Source organism: Mobiluncus porci (assembly GCF_009695935.1).
Classification (GTDB): domain Bacteria; phylum Actinomycetota; class Actinomycetes; order Actinomycetales; family Actinomycetaceae; genus Mobiluncus; species Mobiluncus porci.
In genome coordinates this window covers 55,621-76,726 of record NZ_VUMY01000007.1, presented here as the reverse complement: position 1 = coordinate 76,726, position 21,106 = coordinate 55,621, and the positions used below count along the sequence as shown (strand labels likewise).

Below are 21,106 nucleotides of genomic sequence, written 5' to 3'. Positions count from 1 at the left end.
GGCACCCCGCTCTCGCCTTATTCTCACGCTAAACTTGGTGTAACGTGTTTAGCAAAAGAAAAAACAGCGCGAGAGAAAAATATTTGGAGGACTCTTGTTTACCGCTTTCATTCAGGCTTTCAAAACGCCTGATCTACGCAAGAAGCTGTTGTTTACCCTGTTCATTATGGCTTTGTTCCGGTGGGGTTCCTTTATTCCCCTTCCCGGTGTGGACTATGCCGCATTGAAGCGGGTGATGGCTGACGTCCAGAACAATGGCTCCCTGCTGGATTTGGTGAATATGTTCTCCGGTGGCGCGTTGCTGCAGTTGTCGGTCTTCGCGCTCGGCATCATGCCTTACATCACGGCTTCGATTATTATCCAGTTGCTCCGCGTAGTGATTCCACGCTTTGAGGACCTGCATAAAGAAGGCCAAACCGGACAGGCTAAACTGACCCAGTACACCCGTTACCTGACGATTGCCCTGGGTGTTTTACAGTCGACTTCCATTATTACGGCGGCTCGAACCGGCGCCTTGTTCGGCAATGTCTCCGACACGAAGATTATCCCTTCGGACTCGGTGTGGATTTTCGTCCTCCAGATTTTGGTCATGACCGCTGCTACGGGTCTCATCATGTGGATGGGCGAGTTGATCACCGAAAAGGGCGTCGGCAACGGCATGTCCATCTTGATTTTCACCTCCATCATTGCGAACTTGCCAAACAAACTGTTCTCCATTGCCGGAGGCAACAATGGCATCCAGAAGTTCTTCGCCATCTTGGCTCTGATTCTGCTCGTGACCCTCGCGGTCGTCTACGTGGAACAGTCCATGCGTCGTATTCCGGTACAGTACGCCAAGCGGATGGTGGGACGTCGGATGTACGGTGGAACGACGACTTACATTCCGCTGAAGATTAATATGTCCGGCGTTATTCCGGTTATCTTCGCGTCTTCGATTCTGTCTCTCCCGATGATGATTGCACAGTTCGGGGATCAAACCTCCGACTGGGTACAGTGGCTGGGTGGCAACTTCCGCAGCGACTCGATTCTTTACCTCGTCTTGTACGGATTGTTGACGTTCGCGTTCGCCTTCTTCTACACTTCGATTACCTTCAACCCCGAAGAAGTCGCGGATAACATGAAGAAATACGGCGGTTTCGTCCCCGGTTTGCGTGCCGGTCGCCCCACTGCCGACTACCTGCATTATGTGATGAACCGCATCACGACTGCCGGTGCAACTTACTTGACCATAGTGGCGCTTATCCCACAAGTTGCAATGGTGGCCATGAACGTGCCCCAATTGCCTTTCGGTGGGACTACAATTCTGATTATTGTTGGCGTTGGCCTCCAAACGGTGAAGGACATCAACGCGCAACTTCATCAGCACCACTATGAAGGATTTATGGCATGAAATTAGTCATTATGGGTCCTCCCGGGGCGGGGAAGGGCACACATGCGAAAACGATAGCCGAGCGTCTTCGTGTGCCGTGGATTTCCACGGGTGATATTTTTCGGCAGCACAAGGCGCAGCAAACCGAATTCGGAAAACTCATTGCTAGCTACATTGACAAAGGCGAGTTCGTTCCCGATTCGGTGACAGACCGGATTGTGTGCGATCGTTTGCAACAAGCCGACGCTCTTGGTGGCTTCTTGTTGGACGGTTTCCCTCGTTCCATCCCCCAAGCCGAAGTCTTGAATGCGCAACTGCGCGAAGCGGGGGCGGAACTCGACGGGGCGCTCTACTTGGATGTTCCCTCCGAGGAAGTGATGCAGCGATTGCTCCACCGCGCCGAGGTAGAGGGACGCTCCGATGACACGGAGGATGTGATTTCGCACCGTCTGGACGTGTTCTTCGAATCGACCAAGCCCGTGCTGGATTTTTATGAGTTGCAAGGTTGCCTCTACAAGATTGACGGGGTGGGATCTATTCCGGAGATTTCCCAGCGGATTAACACAGTCCTCGATGAGTTAGAGAGCCAGAACTAGCGTGGTTCATGAAGACCGTCGCATCGAGATAAAGAACACCGACCAAATCCTTAGGATGCGTCGCGCGGGGATGGTAGTGGCCTCGATTCACCAGGCTTTGCGGGCCGCGTGCGAGCCCGGGATTACGACCGGCGAGCTCGACAAGGTCAGTGCCGCGGTCATCTCGCGGATGGGAGCGAAATCGAATTTTTTGGGTTACGACGGGTTTCCCGCCACGGTTTGCATCTCCATCAACGAAGAGGTGATTCACGGGATTCCCGGTCAGCGAGTCTTGCAGTTTGGTGATCTCGTGAGTTTCGATTGCGGAGCCTACATAGTGGACCAAAACGGGAGGCAGTGGCACGGCGACGCCGCATTCTCGATGATTTGTGGGGGAGAAGAACACGGTAGGCCCGAAGACCTCCAGTTGCTTGCCACGACAGAACGCTCCTTGTGGACCGCGATTGCGGCGCTAGCCAAAGCGAAACACCTGGGAGAAATCGGCGACGCGGTTGAGGAAGTCGTTTATGAAGACTCCCTACGATTCGGCTGGGAGGCAGGAATTGTAGAGGAATATGTTGGGCACGGAATCGGAACGGCTATGCACCAGGCTCCGGACGTTTTGAACTACTCGACGCGAGCCAATGGTCCGAAGGTGAAGCCCGGGATGGTGTTAGCGATTGAGCCGATGCTGACCCGCGGGGGAGGGCTCACTAAGGAGCTTCAAGATGGGTGGACGGTTGTCACCGTTGATGGTTCGCGCGCGGCACATTTTGAACACACCGTCGCGGTTCTCCCCGGTGGAGTCTGGGTTTTGACCGCCCCGGATGGGGGACGTGCAGGTCTGGCGCCTTTTGGGCTCTCACCAAGGGCTATCGCGCCGAAAGGCTAGTTTTTTACCAATGGGGACGGGCCAAACTGGTAAATTTTGCGTTTTTACCAAAGTGGCTCGTCCCCATTGGTAAAAGAGAATTTGGGGATTCGCGGGGGAAAATGCCTCAGATGGTCTTTTCAAGTACCGAGCCTAATATAGAATGATAAGAGGTATGCCGATAGGCATTGATTTAAGCAAGGAGAATGCAACGTGGCTCAAAGCAGCAACCCCTCATTTCCGTCTCGCTTCAACGCGGGCTCTGGTTCTTTCTCAAAGGGTTTCGCCGACGCTTCGCCAGTTCGCCCGCCGGTGCTGACCGCCCAGGGGCGCGAGGACGTGGAGCGTTTGCGCGCTAAAGTGCGGGCACACAACCCGGGTTACGTCTACAGCAATGGGGTCTCCCTGCCCTCCCAGCTTCCAAGTGTGCCGGAGCTCCTGGATGAATTGGCTCGCAATGTAGCCGGAGCGCGGGTTCACGGGGATGTCCCCGCCACCCCCCTGCCCGAGGTGGAGCCGTCAGAGCTCGCTAAAGCCGGATTCGACTGGAGGGCCATTGCTGACCGCGCCATCACTGCCTTGGAACAGGGCTCACATCGCCCGCTACCGCTGGCCAACGATCCCGAGGCAGCCTCGATCCCGGGGTTGAGCGTGATTGCAGCTTCCGGAACTACCACGCAGCCCGAACCGGAATCCGCGCCAAGTGAGGAGGCTCGTCTCGAGGAGGAACTTGCTGTCCCTGCGGAACAAACCGTGTCGGCACCGGAAGAAGCCACTCCTGAATTCACGGAACTCCCCGTCGAAGAAACGGTTCTTGATGAGCCGGTTCAAGAAGAGCCGACGGCTGAAGAAACGGCCTTGGAAGAAACGCCGGTTGTGGAGGCAGTCAGCGAACCAGTCGCGGAAGAAATCCCTGCTCTTGAGGAAGAGATTCCGGTCAATTACGTGGAATCTTCGGAGGCTTCTCCTCTCGGAGAGCCGGCGGCCTTGGCTCCCATGGAGCCTTTGGCGTTGCCTGAGACCACCATTGATGAGGCGACGGAATCCGAACTGGAGACGGAACTACCCCTGATAGAGGAGCCGTTTGATGCCGACTTGCCGATTGGTGAACTCGAGGGTGAAGAAAACTTCTCGGAACCGGATATGGAAGTAGCCCCGCCGCTTCTTCCCTACGAGGAAATAGAAACCGGCTCGGAGTCAACCAGCGAACCAGGATTTGAGACGGGACTGGAACCTCAGATTGAGCTCAATGAGGAAGTGGCCTCTGCGGAAGAAGAAGCTGCCACCGGAACCCTGCCCCAATCCGATGACCTCATGGAAAACCGCGTTTATGACGACGAGGTTTTGGAACCGGAAGGAAACGATGACGAACTCTTCGTTGGGGATATTGAGGGCAAACCGGCTACTTGGGAGCCGGCAGAGGAAGAAGCAACCTCTGAAGAGGAAGTTGTCGAGACCTTGACCGAAGACACGACCGAAGAGCCCGCTGAAGAATTCGGGCCCGCGTGCGCGGCCCCGTCGTTCCCGATGACTCCGGAAGAAAACGAAACCGAACCTGAGGTGGCTCTTGAAGAATCCGCCGAAGCCGAGTTGACCGAGGAAACCCAGCCGGAGGAACTGGTAGCGGGAGAAACCAGCGCGGAACAGTCTGTCGAGACGACGGATGAAAGCGTAGTGGAACTGCCGCAGGAGGTTCCAGATGAGACCTGGGACGACACCGCGATAGATACTGCGATGGACACCTCCACCGAGACTCCAGCGGATACGGCAACGGAGACTTTAGAAGAACCAGAGCCGCTGCTAGAAGAGGCCCTGCCCGAAGCCACCGACACGACCGAGACGACCGAGAATGCGGAACCTGAGATGCTCAGCGAAGATACCGCCGAAGTAGGGGTCGAAGACCTGGATTTGGCCGGTTTAGACTTGGACGCTCTTGATGAAATCCCCTTGGAAGACAGCGTCGAGCCAGAACCCGTAGAGGAATCTTCCGAACCAGAACCCGCGATAGACGAGGCTATCTTGCTGGAGGAAATCCCCACCGAAGAGGGAATTGAAGCGCCTCTTCCGGAGAGCCTACCGGAGGCTTTTGCTGACGTTACAGACGCTACCGAGGAACAATCCACTAACTTCGAAGCAACCCCCGTGGAACCCGAAGCGGAGACTTTGGAGCCTAACGGGCCTGATAGCTCCGGCGAACTCCCCGGAGGAGTGGCCATCGGAACTGAAGCAGCGGAGGCGGTCGAAGAACCGGTAGCTGACGATCTTGAGGGGATTGACCTCGGAGAATTCGATTTCAATTCTGAGGACATCCCCGAGGCGTTGCCAGAGGAATTGCCCGAGACGTCCCTCGAGGAATTGCCCGAAGGCGTTGAGGCTGCACCTCCGAGCCCTCCAGAGGACTTCTTTGCTGACGGCGAGACCGAAGCGGTGCCCACCTTGCCGGACGAATCCGGGGCAGGGGAGGAAACCGCGGAGCTTCCCTTCGAGATCCCACAGGTGCAAGGAGACATACCGCAAGCGATGCAGGAAGGATTCCCCGAGTGGACGCCGACCTCGGAGGCCCCGGAAGGTGATTTGGGTGTAGAAGAACCGGCTGGAGCGGATGCAGCCCTGTTTGAATCTGACTCCTATGAGGGAAACGCTCCTGATTTTGGCCAGCCGGTTGAGGAAAAGCCCGCCAAAAAAGGCTTCTTCCAGAAACTTTTCGGACGCAAATAGTCAGGAAGTGACAAAATACGGTCACTAAAGGCTAAAATAATCAATGTCAGCATTTTGAAAGGAGGCGAATCCGGCAATGTCAACGCAACCAGATCGAATTATTTCTTTGCTCAATAAACAGTCCGAGCATCCCGTGCGAAATTCGATTCTTTTTGCGCTGGGTTGGGTTCTGCTGATTTTCTTGGGTGCGGTCCTGATGGTCGTTGTGGTGATTCCTCGGGTACAAGGCTATGTGGCAATGCCGGTGCCGGAAGAGAACACTGTGAACCAGGGTTTTGGCTCCAACGATCTCCTGATTTTCCAGAAGCTACGCCAAACCGGAGCTCAAGAGCTTAATCCCGGGGATATTATCGCTTTTCAGCCTGATACGGCCAAAAAAGAGTATCAGGTGGGAGAAGTAGCTGAAGTGATGGGAACCGGTGACGAGATGCAGTTCACCGTGACTAAAGGCCAGCCGGGTGAAAACCAGACCGTGACCTTGGACATGGTTCGCGGAAAACTGGAATACAAGCTGCCGTTCTTTGGTCTGATGTATCCGTTGACAAGCCAGTCCTTCAATTCTTTCGTTCTCGTTGGGATTGCGCAGTTGCTGCTCATCTATGCGGGTTGGCAAATCGGCACCTCGATGATTAACGCCCGAGACCCGCAACGTCAAGCCCGGGCGGCGCGGTTGCGGACAGCGGCCTTGGCTGGAAACCTTGAAACTACGCGTCAACGCCTGCGTCGACAGGGACTACGCTAACGAGAAATAATCTCAATTGGTAATTCTCTCCAAAATTCGTTAAGCTCTACTTTTGGACTGTCTGTCAGTCGGCGGATGGTTTTAAGCCCGATTACATTTGCGGAAACGAGGACTAATGGGAAAAAAGGACGGAGTCATCGAGGTTGAGGGGACCGTGGTGGAAGCCCTACCTAATGCGATGTTTCGTGTCCAGCTCGCTAACGAGCACCTAGTTTTGGCTCATATTTCGGGAAAAATGCGTCAACATTACATTCGCATCCTGCCCGAGGATCGCGTGGTTGTGGAGTTGAGCCCGTACGACCTGGATCGTGGCCGTATTGTTTATCGTTACAAATAAATAACAAATCGGAGGAATGATGAAGGTTAACCCCAGCGTCAAACCCATCTGTGACAAGTGCAAGGTGATTCGTCGCCACGGTCGCGTGATGGTAATTTGCGAAAACCCGCGCCATAAGCAGCGTCAAGGCTAAGGCTAGTTGCTTGCGGCGTATGGCTCTTGATGCCCCGGTGTGAAAGAGCCCGACCCAATCCGGGTCAAGCATTCGACCAGCAATTTGCGGACTAATACCGCGAACTGTCACCCTCGGTATCGAAGGCCGAGGCCGCGGAAGCGGGGGTCGAGTGACGGCCTTCGAAAACAACAGGAGAAGAAAATATATGGCACGCCTGGTAGGTGTGGATTTGCCACGCGAGAAGCGCATGGAAATCGCATTAACATACATTTACGGGATTGGAAGAACCCGTGCTCAAGAAACCTTGGAAGCGACCGGAGTTAGCCCCGATACTCGCGTCAAGGATCTCACCGAAGACGAACTCATCAAACTGCGTGATTACATTCAGGCCAATTTTAAGGTCGAGGGTGATTTGCGCCGTGAGGTCGCTGCGGATATTCGCCGCAAGATTGAAATCAACTGCTATCAGGGACGTCGCCACCGTGCGGGACTTCCGGTTCACGGCCAGCGGACCAAGACCAATGCGCGCACCCGCAAGGGCCCGAAGCGCACTGTTGCCGGTAAGAAGAAAGCTAAGTAGGGGGAACATTAAGTTATGGCAGGAAAATCAACCGCTTCCAAGCCTCGCCGCAAGGAACGCAAGAACGTTTCTGAAGGTAACGCTTACATCAAGTCGACCTTCAATAACACGATTGTTTCTATCACTGACCCGACCGGTGCAGTTATCGCTTGGGCGTCCTCCGGTCAGGTCGGTTTCAAGGGCTCCCGTAAGTCCACACCTTTCGCCGCCCAGCTCGCTGCGGAAGCAGCGGCTCGCCGCGCCCAAGAACACGGCATGAAGAAAGTTGACGTGTTCGTAAAAGGCCCCGGTTCCGGGCGTGAAACTGCGATTCGTTCGCTGCAAGCGACGGGTCTCGAGGTGGGTTCGATTCAAGACGTGACCCCTCAGGCCCACAACGGCTGCCGTCCTCCGAAGCGTCGCCGCGTCTAGTTGGGTTGTGTTCCCCGCCTTCCGCCCGTAGTCGGTCAGCGGGGAGCAACCAATTCTCAGATTTATTAATAGGAAACTCAGATCCCTTCGCCAAGGATTTGGAGCCTGAACCGGTGTGGTGGCGGATGCCGGAAAGGAAATACACAGTGCTTATTCAAGCGCAACCGAAGCTGACTGAAGAGAAAATCAGCGATCAGCGTTCTCGTTTCACGATTGAACCTTTGGAACCTGGCTTTGGGTACACTTTGGGGAATTCCCTGCGTCGTACCCTCTTGTCCTCGATTCCGGGGTCGGCGGTGACATCTATCAAGATTGAAGGCGCTCTCCACGAATTCACCACCCTTCCGGGGGTAAAGGAAGACGTGACCCAGATTGTCCTGAATATCAAGGAAATCATCTTGTCTTCAGACAATGATGAACCGGTCGTGATGTACCTTCGCAAAACTGGAGAGGGCGAAGTCACGGTGGGCGATATCATGCCTCCGGCTGGGGTTATTATCCACAATCCGGAACAGCACATTGCAACGCTCAATAAAGACGGCAAGCTCGAAATTGAGCTCACTGTCGAGCGCGGCCGTGGCTATGTTTCCGCAGCCCAGAACAAGGATCCGGAGGCGGAGATTTCTCGCATTCCGGTGGACTCGATTTATTCTCCGGTTTTGAAGGTGTCCTACCATGTGGAAGCAACCCGTGTGGAACAGCGCACCGACTTCGACCGGCTCATTGTTGACGTTGAGACCAAGAAGGCCATCTCTCCGCGTGACGCGATGGCTTCTGCGGGGAAGACTCTCGTCGAGTTGTTCGGACTGGCCCGCGACTTGAACAAGGACGCGGAAGGCCTGGAACTGGGAGCGAGCGCTAATGATGCCGCCTTGGCTGAAGACCTTGCCATGTCTGTGGAAGAACTCGATTTGACCTCCCGCGCACTGAACTGCCTGACTCGCGAGGGCATCAACACGGTTGGTGACTTGGTGGCTCGCTCCCAGGCCGACCTGCTTGATATTCGGAACTTTGGACATAAGTCCATTGATGAAATCAAGGAGAAGCTGGCTGAGATGGGGATGAGCCTGAAAGACTCCCCGATGCCTGCCACCGAGAGCGATGCCCCGCAGTTCAGCGACGATATTTCAGAACTTTAGAAATCAGATTGTAAGGAGAAATGAACAATGCCTAAGCCCACGAAAGGACCACGTCTAGGCTCCAGCCCGGCACACGAGCGCCTGATGCTCTCGAATCTTGCCTGTGCGCTGTTTGAAAACGGAAAGATTACCACGACTGAAACCCGCGCCAAGCGTTTGCAGCCCTTGGCAGAGCGCCTAATCAGCAAGGCTCGCCGCGGAGATTTGCATGCGCGCCGCCAGGTTTTGGCACGCCTCGACAACAAGGCAGTGGTCGCGAAGCTGTTTGAGGAAATTGCCGAACAGATTGACAAGGAGCGCGAGGGGGGCTACACCCGCATCGTGAAGCTCGGAAACCGCCGCGGCGACAACGCTCCGATTGCGGAGATTTCCCTGGTTTTGGAGGCCGTGGAAAAGAAGAAGAAGGCCAAGCCGGCTGCGAAGAAGGAAGCCGCTAAGGCTGAAGCTCCAAAGGATGAGGCTAAAGAAGAATCCGCCGAACCCGTAGAAGAAAAGGCTGAAGAGGCTAAGGCTGAGGAAACTGAGGCTGCAGAAGCTCCTGCAGAGGAAACTAAGGACGACGCGGCTCTGGAATCAGAAGCTTCGACTGAAGAATCCGCTTCTGAGGCTGAAGCCAAAACCACGGACGCTCCAGTTGAAGAAAAAGCCGAGTAATTTCATAAGCTAAAATTGGAGGGTCGGGAAACCGGCTCTCCAATTTTTTACTCAATAGCAAAGAAAGGCGCGCGATGCGGATTCGCTTGGATATTCGCTATGACGGCGGGCCGTTTCATGGCTGGGCTCGGCAACCCGGGTTGCCGACCGTGCAAGGAGCGCTGGAGACCGCGCTGTCCGTGGTTTTTCGCGAGCCAATTGTTTTGATCGTCGCCGGTCGCACCGACGCCGGGGTTCACGCCACCGGACAGGTCGCACATTTCGATATTTCTGCGGAGCGATTGGAGACGGTTTCGTCTTTGCATAGCCGAAGGCGGAGCAAAGTGGAGCCTTCCCCAGATTGCGTAGCCGAGGGTGGAGCAAGGTGGAACCGTCCCCAGGACCGCGTGGCGGAAGATAGTTGGGATCCTTTCCTGAAACGCCTTGAGTCGGTGTTGCACCTGGTCTTGTCGGGGAACACGCCGGACATCCCGGGCCTTGAACTCGGGGAGCGGGTCGCTTATCCACCCGAAGCTCTTGATGCGATAGTGGTAAGCGCCGCCCGCGAGGTGCCGGATGTCTTCGACGCGAGGTTTTCCGCTCTTTCCAGGCGCTATGTCTACCGGATTGTTGATGTGCCCTCGACTCACAACCCCCTCACGCGGGGCTCGTGTTGGTGGTACACCTCGGCTCTGGATCTGCCTGCGATGCAACAAGCTGCTGCGGTTTTATTGGGGGAACACGACTTTGCCGCTTTCTGTAAACCGCGGGAAGGAGCCACCACAATCCGCACCCTGCAAGAACTTGAGATCACCCGCGAAAGTCTAGAAGACGAGCCGAGACCCGGAAACGTGATTTGTCCGGAGGAGCGCAACGTGTGTGGTGACGAGGAGAGTATTCCGACTGGTGAAATTGTGCTTCGCCTGAAAGCCGATGCTTTCTGTCACTCGATGGTGCGCTCCCTTGTCGGAGCCTTGACCGAGATCGGGCGGAGAAGACGTGACGTGGCTTGGCTCAAATCAGCGTTGGAGAGCCGTCAGCGCATACCGGAGATCCCGCTCGCGCCCGCTCAGGGGCTCACCTTAGTTCGGGTCGATTACCCCGAAACCGAAGCTGAGTTGGCCGCTCGCCAGACTCAAACCCGACAAACCCGCTCGTTGTAACACAGTTAGTTGGCGCTAGGCTTTCGGATTACGTTAGAGTCAATATCGTTAATTGAGGTGGGTATAAGAAGATTTCTCCTCTTTTATTTTAGACTAGCGATAGTATTGCCAGCTCGCGATTAGTTTTAAATAGAATTCTTCGTTTTAAAATGAATCTCAAAACGTCATGTATATATATTTATGCATCTGAAATATTATAAATAGGGTTGACCGTTTAGTGACTGGATGCTACCATAAAAGAGAAATTTGCTGTTACGTGTCAGTGTCGAAAGGCGGAATCATGCGAATCGGTAAGCCCACCCTGGCAATTACAACAGCGCTAGTAATGGCTGCTTTTGGGAATGTCAATGTTGCATTTTCAGCCGTTCCCAGTCTCATCCGTGATGTAGACCATGTAGAGGAATTGTTAGACGAGTTCAAAGATGTCTATCCAGATGCTGTTTCATATACGAAATATGATGATGGGCGCGGTAGATACGTTCTGGGTTTCAAGAACAATCCTCCTGAAGATATGGATAAATGGGTCGTAAAATTTCCGGATTCGTTAGAAGTTGTTACTAACACAGGCTACTCAGATTCGGAAATCAAAGACGCGGCAAATAAAGTCGTGTCCGATGCTAAAAAGATGCTGGGGTCACAATCTGATTTCTCAATTTACGCGACGGTGGTACCTGATAAACCAGCAGTCCAGTTGCAGCTATCGCCAGGCGCTTCGAGTAGTACGGCTGTGAGTACCCATATTTTTCAGCTAGGAGGATTGGAGCAGCTTGCGGGAGACCTACAGGCCAAGATGCCTAATGAATTACTTTCAAACCGATTGGAAGTTTCAGTCTCAATAAATGGTGAGTCGGTTAAGAAACAGTCATTGTATGGTGGAGGGAGAATTTCTGGCTCCAATATTGGGTATTGTACTACAGGTTTCTCTGCTTCTAAGTCAGGAGTTCTCAACGGTATGTTTACTGCAGGGCATTGCCTTTCTAAAGGTGAAACATTATACTATGGCTCAATTAATTCCGGGATTACCATGACCCGTGTCCAGTATGTTGATGGATTGTATACCGATTATGGCCTTCTTAGTGCGCCGAGCAATGCAGCGACTGCGCCAAGTTTTTGGAGTCAGGGGCAAGGGGGCTTAACCAATGTGACGTGGAAATTTACACCAAACCTAGGGCAAAGTCTTGCGTTCAAGGGCGAAACGAGCGGCAGGCAGTATGCAACTGTTGCTGGAGAGCTTTGCGATGGTTCCTATTGTGACTCTATGTACACCCGCTCTTGCGTTACCGATTATGGGGATTCTGGCGGGCCTTGGTTTAGTTCAGGAGGTGCGGCAGGGATTCACACAGGATGCATTCCTATAAATGGCAGAGATAGATCTTTCTTTATGAAAGTGCGGCGAGCCGAACAACTATCAGGGGCTACGGTGAAGCTCTCATGAAGAAAAATCTTGTACCGGTTTTGACTATCGCTTTTTTGTTTATAAGCGGATGTCAAATATCCAGCCCCGATTACCCATCTGCGGGTTCTGACAATATTGAAACAAAATCAATCGCGGGAGAACCTTTGGAAGATATTAACCCTGAAATAATAGCTAGCGGGGATACTAATTTCTGGGTGTGGAATGTAGCTCCTAAAATTTCTAAGGGAACCGGTTTTGGCGCCTTGGTTCTCATTGATAAGTCCTCCACGTTATGTTTTAGCGATGAAAACAATTTCTATGGGGTAGTGTTCCCTAAAGGAACGCAATTTTCTAATAACCAGCTCATTTTCCAAGGTGATCTCACATTACAGCTCAATTCAGTTGCTGACTTAACGCCTTTTAGGATTCATGAATTATCTCTCGGGCCAGAAAAAATTCTGACCCAAATCGCAAGAGACTGTGGGGGAAACAGAACCTTAGTGTTGACTTTGAAACAATAAATTGAGTTGTTTCATCCATTCTGCGAGGATTTTTCGGCCTGCTTCTTGGCGAGGGAATTCGTATTCTCAGAACCGCGGAAAACCACGAACTTCCACCACAGGAACTCGCCCACAAAGTTCAGAAGCAAGCTGATGCCCTTCAAGAGCCAATCGGCCCACCCCAGGTCGGACAGCACTTGCCCGCCCCAAGAGGTTAGCGGAATGAAGAAGACGTAGAACAACGCGACCTTCAGCATTGCAATGGGAACATTGTTGGCCGACTTGAAGGTGAAGTGCCGGTTGACGGTGAAGTTATAGATAACCGACAGTGCGATAGAAACCGACTGGCACACCCAGAAGGGGAACCAGCCGGTCATGCTGTTTATCCACACCATTAGGGCGAAGCTCGCGACTTCCACTCCGGCAGCAGTGATGGAAAGAAGCGTGAACTTTACGGCTTGGATAGCGGCGGCTTTGCCGGTGGAAGCCTCGCCGACGACCACCGAATTGGAGGTGTCCTTGGTCGGGGCGGGGGAGCCAGAGGTTTGCGGTGATTTTGCAGCGTCTTTGGCCGATCCCTCGGCTGGGGTTTCAATATTGTCGCTCATTAGTTATTCCCTTCGTTGGCGGCGTTGAGTGCGCCGAAAGCCTTACGGTTTTGTTTATACATCGTCTTGAAGACCTCATATTGGCGGTCGTAAACCTCGCGGGTAGCGGGGTTCGGCTCGTAAGTTCCGGAAACTTTCACCAATTGGCGCGCGGCTGTTGGCAGGTCGCTCACTTTCCCGGCGCCAACCAGCGCCACCAAAGCGGCTCCCACCGAGCCGACATTTTGCGGGTCGGCCACGGTCTCGACGCGCCGCCCCAAAACATCTGCCAGAATCTGGGAAGTGACCGGCGAGAGCGCACCGCCACCAACAAAACGAATCGTCTCCGCGGTCTCGACCTTCTTTTCCTGAGTCTCCAAGAACCAGCGCAGGTGGAAACACACCCCTTCGATTACGGCCCGCAGGAGCTCGGTTTTTCCGGTTTCTAGGGAGATATTGAAAAACATGGCCCGAGCGTTCGCATCCTCGAAGGGACAGCGGTTGCCGTGCAGCCAGGGGGTGAAGATGACACCACCCGCGCCGGCAGCCGCCTTGCTGACGATTTCGGAGAGGTACTCGTAGAGAGACTCGTACTCACTTTCCGTGTCATCAGCCTTGTTGTCGTGGGAGAGATACACATCGATCTCATCTTCCGCGAGGTGGCGGCGCACCCACTCGAAGCATTTGCCGGCAGTCTCGAGCTCCGCGAAATAGTTGTATTTTCCGGGATCAGCCCCGTCAACGGTGGCAATCATCGAGGAAATATCGACGGCACGGTGGTCAGTCACGGTCGAAACCCATCCGGAGGTTCCCCAATAGACATGGGTGTCGCTAACGTCACAAGCGCCGGCCCCCACGCCAATCAAAGACGCGTCCCCGCCGCCGGCATAGACCACGGCTAAACTGGGCAGACCTAGTTCGGAGGCAATCTCGGGTCGAAGCGTCCCCACAGCCGCAGAGGAAACGACAATCGGGGGAAGATGGGCGGGATTTACCCCAAAAGTTCGCGCGAGCTTCTCGGCCCAGGCCGGTTTTTTCGCGCGCACGTCCAAGAGTAAGGTCGCAAATGCCGAGTCAATTGACATGACATGGTGTCCCGTCATGCGTCCGATTAGGTACTCCTTGACATCAACCCACCAGCGAACTTTCTTGAATACCTGCGGCTCATGGTCGCGAACCCAGAGGTATTTCCACATCGGGTCTTTCACCGAGGCAGACACCGCGGAGGTACGATACAGGGAAGCCAACAATTTGCGGGCGTTCATGCCTGCGATTTTGAAGCCAGACTCCAAGCCGCGGCGCTTTTCCTCAACGGCGCGTTGATCCATATAGCTCATGGCTGGACGGAGGTGGCGTCCCAAGGCATCGACTAGAACCAGGGCCTGCATCTGGGAACAGAAACTGATTCCCTCGACTGCGCTCATCTCCGCGGGGTGGGTCGCGGCCAAGTGATGGGTGGTGGAAACCATGGCTGACCACCACTCTTCGGGGTCTTGCTCCGCGCCACCATCGGGGAGGATGGTGAGCCCGTAGGCTCCCAACTCGCTCGCCACGAGTTCGAGGTCATCTCCTGACTTGTAAAGGCAAGTTTTCACTCCAGAAGTTCCAACATCGTACGCCAGGATAAACATGCTTCCTTCTTTCGTTCAAGAGTTATACAATAAGGGTAAGCGATTTAATCTCGACGAGGAGGCAAATCAAATGCGAATCAACTATCCCAGCACTCGCGCCATTAACAAGCAACTGGACGAGCTCATCAAGAAACCAATTTACTCCCTTAGCCCCGAAGCTTTGCGCGACTACGAAGAATACTATTTCGAGAAGAAATGTTCCGGATCCAAGGCGATGATTGAAAAAGCCAAAGACCGCATCCCCGGAGGCGTCCAACATAACCTTGCCTTCAACCACCCGTTCCCGCTCGTGATTACGAAGGCCTCCGGCCATGAACTGACCGACATTGACGGCAACGTGTACTTCGATTTCCTCCAAGCCGGCGGCCCGACCGTCTTGGGATCTAACCCGCCGGAAGTTCGCGAGGAAGTCATCAAACTCTTGAATGACGGCGGGCCTTCCACTGGCCTTTTCCACGAATACGAATACAAGTTGGCCGACCTGATTGCCTCTCGGGTGCCCACAGTCGATCAATTCCGGATGCTCGGATCTGGCACCGAGGCCTGTATGGCGGCGATTCGCGTCGCGCGTCTGGCCACCAAGAAGAAACACATTTTGAAGATGGGCGGAGCCTATCACGGCTGGTCAGACCAGTTGGCTTACGGGATTCGCGTTCCCGGTTCGAAATTCACTCAGGCCCACGGTGTGCCCTGGACCATGTTCCGCTACGTTGATGAATTTATGCCGGGAGACCTCGCGGACCTCGAGCGAAAACTGCGGATGAAGAAGCTGCACGGCGGCGTCGCGGCCGTGATGATTGAGCCGATTGGTCCCGAATCCGGAACTTGGCCGATTGACCAGGTGTTCCTCAAGGGCGTGGAGCGGTTGTGTAAACGCTATGGCGCTTTGTTGATTTTTGATGAAGTCGTCACCGCTTTCCGCATCAGCGACCGCGGCGCGAGTGGCCTTTACGGAATCGACACCGACCTGACCGTCTTTGGAAAGGTCATCGCTGGCGGCTACCCGGGCGCGGGCGGCCTTGGCGGCAAGAAGGAATACATGAAGTATCTCGCCGCCGGCATCCAGTCGGGGGACAAAGTCCACAAGGCGCTCATCGGCGGGACGATGGCGGCGACCCCGATTAGCTGCGTGGCCGGTTACCACACCATCAAGCGGATTATTGAAACCGATGCCTGCGAATACGCCGGCAAGATGGGCAACCGCTTGACCGACGGTTTGAAGACCCTGGTCAAGCAATACAACCTGCCGTTCGTGGTCTGGAACGAAGGATCTGTCTGCCACTTAGAGACCGTTGGAACCATGCACTTTGTGGTGGATTGGAAGCATCCGTGGACGATTCCTGGCGTTTTGAAGGAAACTTCGGTGCGCAAGAAGGAAATGGAATACATGGGCGCGGCCTATACCGCCGAAGGCCTGATTACTTTGGCGGGATCTCGGCTCTACACCTCGGCGGCTTACAACGAGGACCTCATTGATGAAGCCTTGAACCGCTTCGAGCGGGTCTTTAAGAAAGTCGTCAAGAAGGCCTAGGGAAGCGGAGCATCATGAGTGAGGAAAAAGAACCAATAATTGAAACTGCCCGTGAGCTACTGGCCGACCGGTTAGTGGCGCGAACCTGGGGGAATCTCTCGCGGTCAGTTGGCGCAGATCGGTATCTCATTACCCCTTCGGGGCGCGACTACGAGACGATGCAGCCTTCCGACCTTGTTGAAGTCGACTTTGACGGCAAGTGGTCGGGCGAGTTGAAGCCTTCGGGGGAACGCGGGCTGCATACCGCGATTTACCGCGAACGCTCCGATGCGCAGTTCATTATTCACACCCACCAGCCTTATGCTTCGGCGATGAGCCTCGCGGGGGAGTCGCTGGAGTTGGACGCGGAGCTTGCGGAGCGGGTGGGGTCTGCGATTTTGCCGACTGCCGATTACGGGTTGCCTTCGACTAAGAAGCTTCACGAGGCGGTGCTGGAGACTCTTCGGGCGACCGGCGCGCGGGCGATTTTGATGCGCGGGCACGGGGCGGTTTTGTTTGGAGACGATCCCGCGGAGCTGGTTGACCTTGCCAAAGAGCTCGAGGCCGCGTGCCGGCAGCGTTTCGAGGATCTGACGGGAGTGACGGCGGGGGCGGTGAAGGGTCACGTCCGGCGCTTTGTCCGCGACGGTTTTAGTTTGCCGCCGCAGGTCGTGCATATCTTCATGCGCCGCGAGGATGCCGGTGCGGTCATCGGTGACGATTCGCCGCTGTTGCTGGAGTTTCGCGAGACTGGGTTGAAGGCTTACTTGGATGATTTTTCGCAGTTGATTGGTTTGCAAGCCGGTAAGAGCTTCGCTAATGACATGATTTTCGGACGGAAGGCCGTTTACTTTTTGGGTGCCGACTTGGATGAGGCGGAGGCCGCCCGAGAGGTGTCGATTAAGAATGCTTTGGCGGCGAAAGTCGCGCTGGCCTTTGGTGAAAAACCCCTGCCAAAACTCGACGGGACAATCATGCACGTGGTTTACAAGCTCAAATACTCTAAACTCAAGGATTCCTGATATCCCTGGAGCCTAAAATCGCCGGCGGGGAGGCTCTAAGCTTCTCTGCCGGCGATTTTTCTGGAGTTGCAATGACTAAAGATAATTTAGTATAAATTTATGATAGAACTATGATAAAAACTTGGGGGTGGCTCGTGATTAATATCTATCCGGTTTCTGATTTGCGCAACTCGTATCCGAAGGTGGAAGCTGCCGTGAAAGAGAGCGGGAGCCCAGCTTTCTTGACCAAGAATGGTCACGGCTCCATGGTTTTGATGAGCCTCGAGCAATACGAAGTCATGGTGCGAGCCGTTGCCACTGTGAACGGCAATGCGATTCTGGATGGCATTATCTAAGGTTTGCCGACCTCACAAACCTTGGAGGAACTCGCGGCTCAACCCAGACCTTCTTATCCAGGTCCAATCGATATGACCGACGAGGAAGCTGACGCGTTCTTCGCGGAGATTGGGCGATAACTGTGTCGGATTATGTGGTGCTCGACACGAATGTGTTTTCCGTGTTGCGGACTGTAGAAGTGACCAAGGCTTTACGTAAGTTACCGCAAGAGCGCGACTACCTGGAGCCTTTAATCGGTAAAGAGTTTGCCATTAGTTTTCAGACTGCCACGGAGATCCTGCAAGGTGCCTATGCGGCGCAGTGCGGAGAGGCTCGGTTGGGTGCCCTACATCGGATTATCGACTCGACTTTGGTTATTCCGGCTAATGAAAAAGTAATCGAAGCGGCAGCGAAACTCTACGCCGAGGCTCGTGCCGCTGGACATGCCTTGCAAGATAAAGCTCACACCGCGGATCGCTGGATTGCCGCGAGCGCTTTCGCCTATGACTTGCCCTTGGTGAGCACCGATAAAATATTCGTTGACGCGCCTGGACTGAAACTATTGACTGTTTAATCCTGAGAAGTCAATACGGCATAGTGTTCGGTGAAATCCATTTTGACCGGGGCGGGGGAATTCGCTAAGATATAACGGTTGTATGCCTGCGGGCTGGTGGCTTTTCCCACTCATACCGCTGCTACCCCCAAGGGCACGCGAACTTTCCCGGACGCAAAAGCGGCTCGGGCGGACTATGAAGAATTGAAGGCTAGAAACGTGCGTACGTATTCACCCAAGGCCGGTGACGCAAACGCAAAGTGGCATGTGATTGATGCTGATGGCGTCGTTTTGGGACGTCTCGCTTCGCAAATTGCCACCCTCTTGCGCGGCAAGCATAAGCCGACTTTCGCCCCCAACTTCGATGGCGGAGACTTTGTCATCGTTATCAATGCGGAGAAGGTCGTCTTGACCGGCAACAAATGGAACGACAAGATGGCTTACCACCACTCGGGTTTCCCGGGCGGTTTGAAGGCCACCTCTTACGAGACTCTGCGCGAGCGGAATCCCGAGAAGATTATCGAGAAAGCTGTGAAGGGAATGATGCCTCACAACCGTCTCGCGGCAAAGCAATTGTCTAAACTGAAGGTTTATGCCGGCCCGGAACATCCTCATGCTGGCCAGAATCCGGAAGTTTTCGAACTCACTCAAATCGCGCAGTAACGCGGTTGATAACCCCTTAGGAGAGCTGTGGCGAAGACCACCGAAGAAATTGAAGAGCTGGAGGATGCCCCCAGCGAATACACTACCGAGACTCCTACCCCGAAAGATGAGCCGGGACGCGGGAACTCTCGAATCGATAAAGGCATGGGCTTGGGACGGCGCAAGGAAGCCGTCGCTCGCGTGCGCCTCGTACCTGGTGACGGACAGTGGACTATCAATGGCCGCACCTTGGAAGATTATTTCCCGAACAAACTGCATCAGCAACTCGTGATGGCACCCTTCGTGCTGTTGGATTTGCGCGGACGTTTCAATGTCAAGGCTCGCATCGATGGCGGCGGTATTTCCGGACAGGCCGGTGCGCTTCGCCTCGGGATTGCCCGCGCTTTGAACGAGATTGACCGTGACGCGAACCGTCCGGCTTTGAAGAAGGCAGGGTTCTTGACCCGCGACGCCCGCGCCGTGGAACGCAAGAAGGCCGGTTTGAAGAAGGCCCGCAAGGCGCCGCAATACTCGAAGCGTTAATCGCTTGTGTTTCGTCGAGACCCGGGGGATCCCGGGTCTCGCGCTTTTTTAAGGAAATTGAGGCGAGCACTACTTGTGGTGTGTTACGTAACTCGGGAAAATATAGCGATTGCTGCCATATATGGCAGCGATGGCCAAAATCTCCTGAGTTACGTAAGTGAAGCGGACTAGCCTGACGTAATCTGCCCGAAAAATGAGTCAAAAAGCACGTCCCCACGACTCATTTTTAAGGGTGATGAGGACGTGGGATAATGGGGAAGGTTTTAATCAGCAAGAGGAAGGCATGAAATGACCGAACGTTTATTCGGAACTGACGGGGTTCGCGGATTAGCCAATGAAGACATCACCGCGGAACTGGCGCTAGACCTCGGAGTCGCAGCGGCGCGGCTCGTGGTGGAGGAACGCATCATGGCTACCGGCCAGATGCCGATTGTAAAAGACCTCCTGAAAGAGCAGCGTAACTCGGCCATGACCGAGTCCCGCACCGGCATCAAGCGCCCGCAACTCATCCCGGAAGAGCCCGCGAAACCGCGCGCGATTATTGGGCGAGACACCCGCGTTTCCGGACAGTTCCTCGACCACGCGCTCGCGGCGGGCCTTTCGAGCGCCGGAATGGACGTTACCCGCGTCGGCGTCATCCCCACCCCAGGGGTTGCCTATCTAACCGAGGCTCAAGACATTGAACTCGGGGTGGTGATTTCTGCCTCCCACAATCCCATGCAGGACAACGGCATCAAATTCTTTGCTCGCGGCGGCTACAAGCTCCCTGATGAGATGGAAGACCGCATCCAGGCCATGCTCGGTCAAAACTGGGAGAGGCCCTTGGGTCCCGGGGTTGGTAACGTGGTGGCCAACGGAAAGGCTGCGGATGATGCTTATGTAAACCACCTGGTCAATACGGTGCCGGTGAGCCTACACGGCCTGAGGATTGTGGTGGACTGCGCCAACGGGGCGGCTTCGGAAATCGGCCCGCGAGCCCTGCGTGAGGCGGGCGCGGATGTGGTCGTCATTAACGCGTCTCCAGACGGACGTAATATCAACTTGAACTGTGGCTCGACCCATCCCGAACAGTTGCAGTCGATGGTGAAAGCCGCTGGAGCCGATTTCGGAGTGGCATTTGACGGGGACGCGGACCGTTGCCTTGCCGTCGATTCCCTCGGAAACCTCGTTGACGGCGACCAAATTATGGGGATGCTTGCGATTAACATGAAGAACCAGGGGATTTTGACCTCTGACACTTTGGTCGTTACGGTCATGTCGAATCTCGGTTTGCGACTCGCTATGGAGAAAGTCGGAATCAAGATTGCCACGACCGCGGTGGGCGATCGGTATGTGTTGGAGGAGATGCGGGCGCACGGATACGTTCTCGGGGGGGAACAATCCGGTCACGTCATCAACGCGCGCTTCGCCACGACCGGAGACGGGATTCTGACGGCGCTGCAGGTCGCGGCCGCGGTTGCCTCTCACCGCGCGCCTTTGAGCGAGCTGGTGGCTCCCATCCAGAAGTTGCCGCAAACGCTCATCAACGTTCCCGGGGTCGATAAAACCCGAGTAGGGGACGAGCAACTGCAAGCGACCGTTCGTGAAGTTGAGGGCCGTCTCGGAACCACCGGACGGGTCTTGCTGCGCCCGTCTGGAACCGAGCCGCTGGTGCGGGTGATGATTGAGGCAGCCACCCAGGAACAGGCGGACCAAGAAGCGGGAGTTTTGGCTGAACGGGTGAAGGAACTTTTGAGCTTGTAGGATAGAGGAGC

The 21,106-nt window shown here is 54.8% G+C and carries 23 protein-coding genes; 21 read left to right on the top strand and 2 right to left on the bottom strand.

The annotated features are described in order from the left end of the window. Positions 1-94: 94 nt before the first annotated feature. The 14 genes from secY (at position 95) to FYJ63_RS05010 (ending at position 12,570) form a co-directional block, all read left to right on the top strand. The gene (gene secY / locus FYJ63_RS05075; protein WP_154544448.1) at positions 95-1,390 is read left to right on the top strand and encodes a preprotein translocase subunit SecY; all 1,296 of its coding nucleotides are present in this window, start codon (positions 95-97) and stop codon (positions 1,388-1,390) included. Beyond that, the gene (locus tag FYJ63_RS05070; RefSeq protein ID WP_154544446.1) at positions 1,387-1,965 is read left to right on the top strand and encodes an adenylate kinase; all 579 of its coding nucleotides are present in this window, start codon (positions 1,387-1,389) and stop codon (positions 1,963-1,965) included. Before secY ends, FYJ63_RS05070 begins: the two co-directional genes overlap by 4 nt. A 1-nt stretch (position 1,966) precedes the next feature. Next, entirely contained in the window at positions 1,967-2,836 is an 870-nt protein-coding gene (gene map / locus FYJ63_RS05065; protein ID WP_277028485.1) for a type I methionyl aminopeptidase, read from the top strand. Between the two features lie 192 nt (positions 2,837-3,028). Next, positions 3,029-5,533 (top strand): hypothetical protein, encoded by a 2,505-nt coding sequence (locus tag FYJ63_RS05060; RefSeq protein ID WP_154544444.1) that lies wholly within the window; start codon positions 3,029-3,031, stop codon positions 5,531-5,533. Positions 5,534-5,609: 76 nt separating this feature from the next. After that, on the top strand, positions 5,610-6,275 hold the full coding sequence (locus tag FYJ63_RS05055; protein WP_154544442.1) for a S26 family signal peptidase: 666 nt from the start codon (positions 5,610-5,612) through the stop codon (positions 6,273-6,275). Positions 6,276-6,390: 115 nt separating this feature from the next. Continuing rightward, positions 6,391-6,612, top strand: coding sequence for a translation initiation factor IF-1 (gene infA / locus FYJ63_RS05050; protein WP_004013125.1), 222 nt, complete (start codon positions 6,391-6,393; stop codon positions 6,610-6,612). Positions 6,613-6,631: 19 nt separating this feature from the next. After that, on the top strand, positions 6,632-6,745 hold the full coding sequence (gene rpmJ, locus FYJ63_RS05045) for a 50S ribosomal protein L36 (protein ID WP_004008316.1): 114 nt from the start codon (positions 6,632-6,634) through the stop codon (positions 6,743-6,745). 187 nt (positions 6,746-6,932) lie between these two features. Further along, positions 6,933-7,307 (top strand): 30S ribosomal protein S13, encoded by a 375-nt coding sequence (gene rpsM / locus FYJ63_RS05040; protein ID WP_154544440.1) that lies wholly within the window; start codon positions 6,933-6,935, stop codon positions 7,305-7,307. Between the two features lie 15 nt (positions 7,308-7,322). Next, positions 7,323-7,718 (top strand): 30S ribosomal protein S11, encoded by a 396-nt coding sequence (rpsK, locus tag FYJ63_RS05035; RefSeq protein ID WP_154544438.1) that lies wholly within the window; start codon positions 7,323-7,325, stop codon positions 7,716-7,718. A gap of 146 nt (positions 7,719-7,864) precedes the next feature. Beyond that, complete coding sequence (locus tag FYJ63_RS05030) at positions 7,865-8,857, top strand: DNA-directed RNA polymerase subunit alpha (protein WP_277028489.1); 993 nt, start codon at positions 7,865-7,867, stop codon at positions 8,855-8,857. Positions 8,858-8,884: 27 nt separating this feature from the next. Then, positions 8,885-9,511, top strand: a complete 627-nt coding sequence (gene rplQ, locus FYJ63_RS05025) for a 50S ribosomal protein L17 (protein WP_154544436.1) — start codon at positions 8,885-8,887, stop codon at positions 9,509-9,511. Between the two features lie 74 nt (positions 9,512-9,585). Then, positions 9,586-10,653 carry a tRNA pseudouridine synthase A gene (locus tag FYJ63_RS05020; protein WP_154544434.1) on the top strand — a complete coding sequence of 356 codons (1,068 nt, stop codon included), beginning with the start codon at positions 9,586-9,588 and terminating at the stop codon, positions 10,651-10,653. Between the two features lie 280 nt (positions 10,654-10,933). After that, positions 10,934-12,088: a chymotrypsin family serine protease gene (locus FYJ63_RS05015; protein ID WP_154544432.1), complete on the top strand. Its 1,155-nt coding sequence runs from the start codon at positions 10,934-10,936 to the stop codon at positions 12,086-12,088. After that, entirely contained in the window at positions 12,085-12,570 is a 486-nt protein-coding gene (locus tag FYJ63_RS05010) for a hypothetical protein (protein ID WP_154544430.1), read from the top strand. The genes FYJ63_RS05015 and FYJ63_RS05010 overlap by 4 nt, the downstream gene beginning before the upstream one ends. Before the next feature lie 11 nt (positions 12,571-12,581). Here FYJ63_RS05010 and FYJ63_RS05005 read toward each other — a convergent pair whose 3' ends face one another. Next, complete coding sequence (locus tag FYJ63_RS05005) at positions 12,582-13,157, bottom strand: GtrA family protein (RefSeq protein ID WP_154544428.1); 576 nt, start codon at positions 13,155-13,157, stop codon at positions 12,582-12,584. Then, positions 13,157-14,767 carry a xylulokinase gene (locus FYJ63_RS05000; protein WP_154544426.1) on the bottom strand — a complete coding sequence of 537 codons (1,611 nt, stop codon included), beginning with the start codon at positions 14,765-14,767 and terminating at the stop codon, positions 13,157-13,159. Before FYJ63_RS05000 ends, FYJ63_RS05005 begins: the two co-directional genes overlap by 1 nt. 70 nt (positions 14,768-14,837) lie before the next feature. Here FYJ63_RS05000 and FYJ63_RS04995 point away from each other — a divergent pair, with 70 nt between their 5' ends. The 7 genes from FYJ63_RS04995 (at position 14,838) to glmM (ending at position 21,095) form a co-directional block, all read left to right on the top strand. Next, positions 14,838-16,298 (top strand): aspartate aminotransferase family protein, encoded by a 1,461-nt coding sequence (locus FYJ63_RS04995; protein WP_154544424.1) that lies wholly within the window; start codon positions 14,838-14,840, stop codon positions 16,296-16,298. A 14-nt stretch (positions 16,299-16,312) separates the two neighbouring features. Continuing rightward, positions 16,313-17,299 carry a class II aldolase/adducin family protein gene (locus FYJ63_RS04990; protein WP_154544422.1) on the top strand — a complete coding sequence of 329 codons (987 nt, stop codon included), beginning with the start codon at positions 16,313-16,315 and terminating at the stop codon, positions 17,297-17,299. 110 nt (positions 17,300-17,409) lie between these two features. Further along, positions 17,410-17,634, top strand: coding sequence for a type II toxin-antitoxin system Phd/YefM family antitoxin (locus FYJ63_RS04985; protein WP_154544420.1), 225 nt, complete (start codon positions 17,410-17,412; stop codon positions 17,632-17,634). Between the two features lie 122 nt (positions 17,635-17,756). Further along, positions 17,757-18,188: a PIN domain-containing protein gene (locus tag FYJ63_RS04980; RefSeq protein ID WP_154544418.1), complete on the top strand. Its 432-nt coding sequence runs from the start codon at positions 17,757-17,759 to the stop codon at positions 18,186-18,188. 198 nt (positions 18,189-18,386) lie between these two features. Then, positions 18,387-18,830 carry a 50S ribosomal protein L13 gene (gene rplM / locus FYJ63_RS04975; protein WP_277028540.1) on the top strand — a complete coding sequence of 148 codons (444 nt, stop codon included), beginning with the start codon at positions 18,387-18,389 and terminating at the stop codon, positions 18,828-18,830. Between the two features lie 27 nt (positions 18,831-18,857). Continuing rightward, positions 18,858-19,352: a 30S ribosomal protein S9 gene (gene rpsI, locus FYJ63_RS04970; protein ID WP_277028499.1), complete on the top strand. Its 495-nt coding sequence runs from the start codon at positions 18,858-18,860 to the stop codon at positions 19,350-19,352. 288 nt (positions 19,353-19,640) lie between these two features. Then, complete coding sequence (gene glmM, locus FYJ63_RS04965) at positions 19,641-21,095, top strand: phosphoglucosamine mutase (RefSeq protein ID WP_154544416.1); 1,455 nt, start codon at positions 19,641-19,643, stop codon at positions 21,093-21,095. Positions 21,096-21,106: the final 11 nt, after the last annotated feature.

Bases quoted from the DNA above. Each gene is read 5' to 3' on its own strand.
- glmM (WP_154544416.1), top strand. From the start codon at position 19,641: ATGACCGAACGTTTATTCGGAACTGACGGGGTTCGCGGATTAGCCAAT.
- rpsM (WP_154544440.1), top strand. From the start codon at position 6,933: ATGGCACGCCTGGTAGGTGTGGATTTGCCACGCGAGAAGCGCATGGAA.
- FYJ63_RS05000 (WP_154544426.1), bottom strand. From the start codon at position 14,767: ATGTTTATCCTGGCGTACGATGTTGGAACTTCTGGAGTGAAAACTTGC.
- FYJ63_RS05015 (WP_154544432.1), top strand. From the start codon at position 10,934: ATGCGAATCGGTAAGCCCACCCTGGCAATTACAACAGCGCTAGTAATG.
- FYJ63_RS04995 (WP_154544424.1), top strand. From the start codon at position 14,838: ATGCGAATCAACTATCCCAGCACTCGCGCCATTAACAAGCAACTGGAC.
- FYJ63_RS05055 (WP_154544442.1), top strand. From the start codon at position 5,610: ATGTCAACGCAACCAGATCGAATTATTTCTTTGCTCAATAAACAGTCC.
- FYJ63_RS04990 (WP_154544422.1), top strand. From the start codon at position 16,313: ATGAGTGAGGAAAAAGAACCAATAATTGAAACTGCCCGTGAGCTACTG.
- rplQ (WP_154544436.1), top strand. From the start codon at position 8,885: ATGCCTAAGCCCACGAAAGGACCACGTCTAGGCTCCAGCCCGGCACAC.
- FYJ63_RS05070 (WP_154544446.1), top strand. From the start codon at position 1,387: ATGAAATTAGTCATTATGGGTCCTCCCGGGGCGGGGAAGGGCACACAT.
- FYJ63_RS04985 (WP_154544420.1), top strand. From the start codon at position 17,410: ATGATAAAAACTTGGGGGTGGCTCGTGATTAATATCTATCCGGTTTCT.
- FYJ63_RS05005 (WP_154544428.1), bottom strand. From the start codon at position 13,157: ATGAGCGACAATATTGAAACCCCAGCCGAGGGATCGGCCAAAGACGCT.
- FYJ63_RS05020 (WP_154544434.1), top strand. From the start codon at position 9,586: ATGCGGATTCGCTTGGATATTCGCTATGACGGCGGGCCGTTTCATGGC.
- rpsK (WP_154544438.1), top strand. From the start codon at position 7,323: ATGGCAGGAAAATCAACCGCTTCCAAGCCTCGCCGCAAGGAACGCAAG.
- rpmJ (WP_004008316.1), top strand. From the start codon at position 6,632: ATGAAGGTTAACCCCAGCGTCAAACCCATCTGTGACAAGTGCAAGGTG.
- infA (WP_004013125.1), top strand. From the start codon at position 6,391: ATGGGAAAAAAGGACGGAGTCATCGAGGTTGAGGGGACCGTGGTGGAA.
- FYJ63_RS05010 (WP_154544430.1), top strand. From the start codon at position 12,085: ATGAAGAAAAATCTTGTACCGGTTTTGACTATCGCTTTTTTGTTTATA.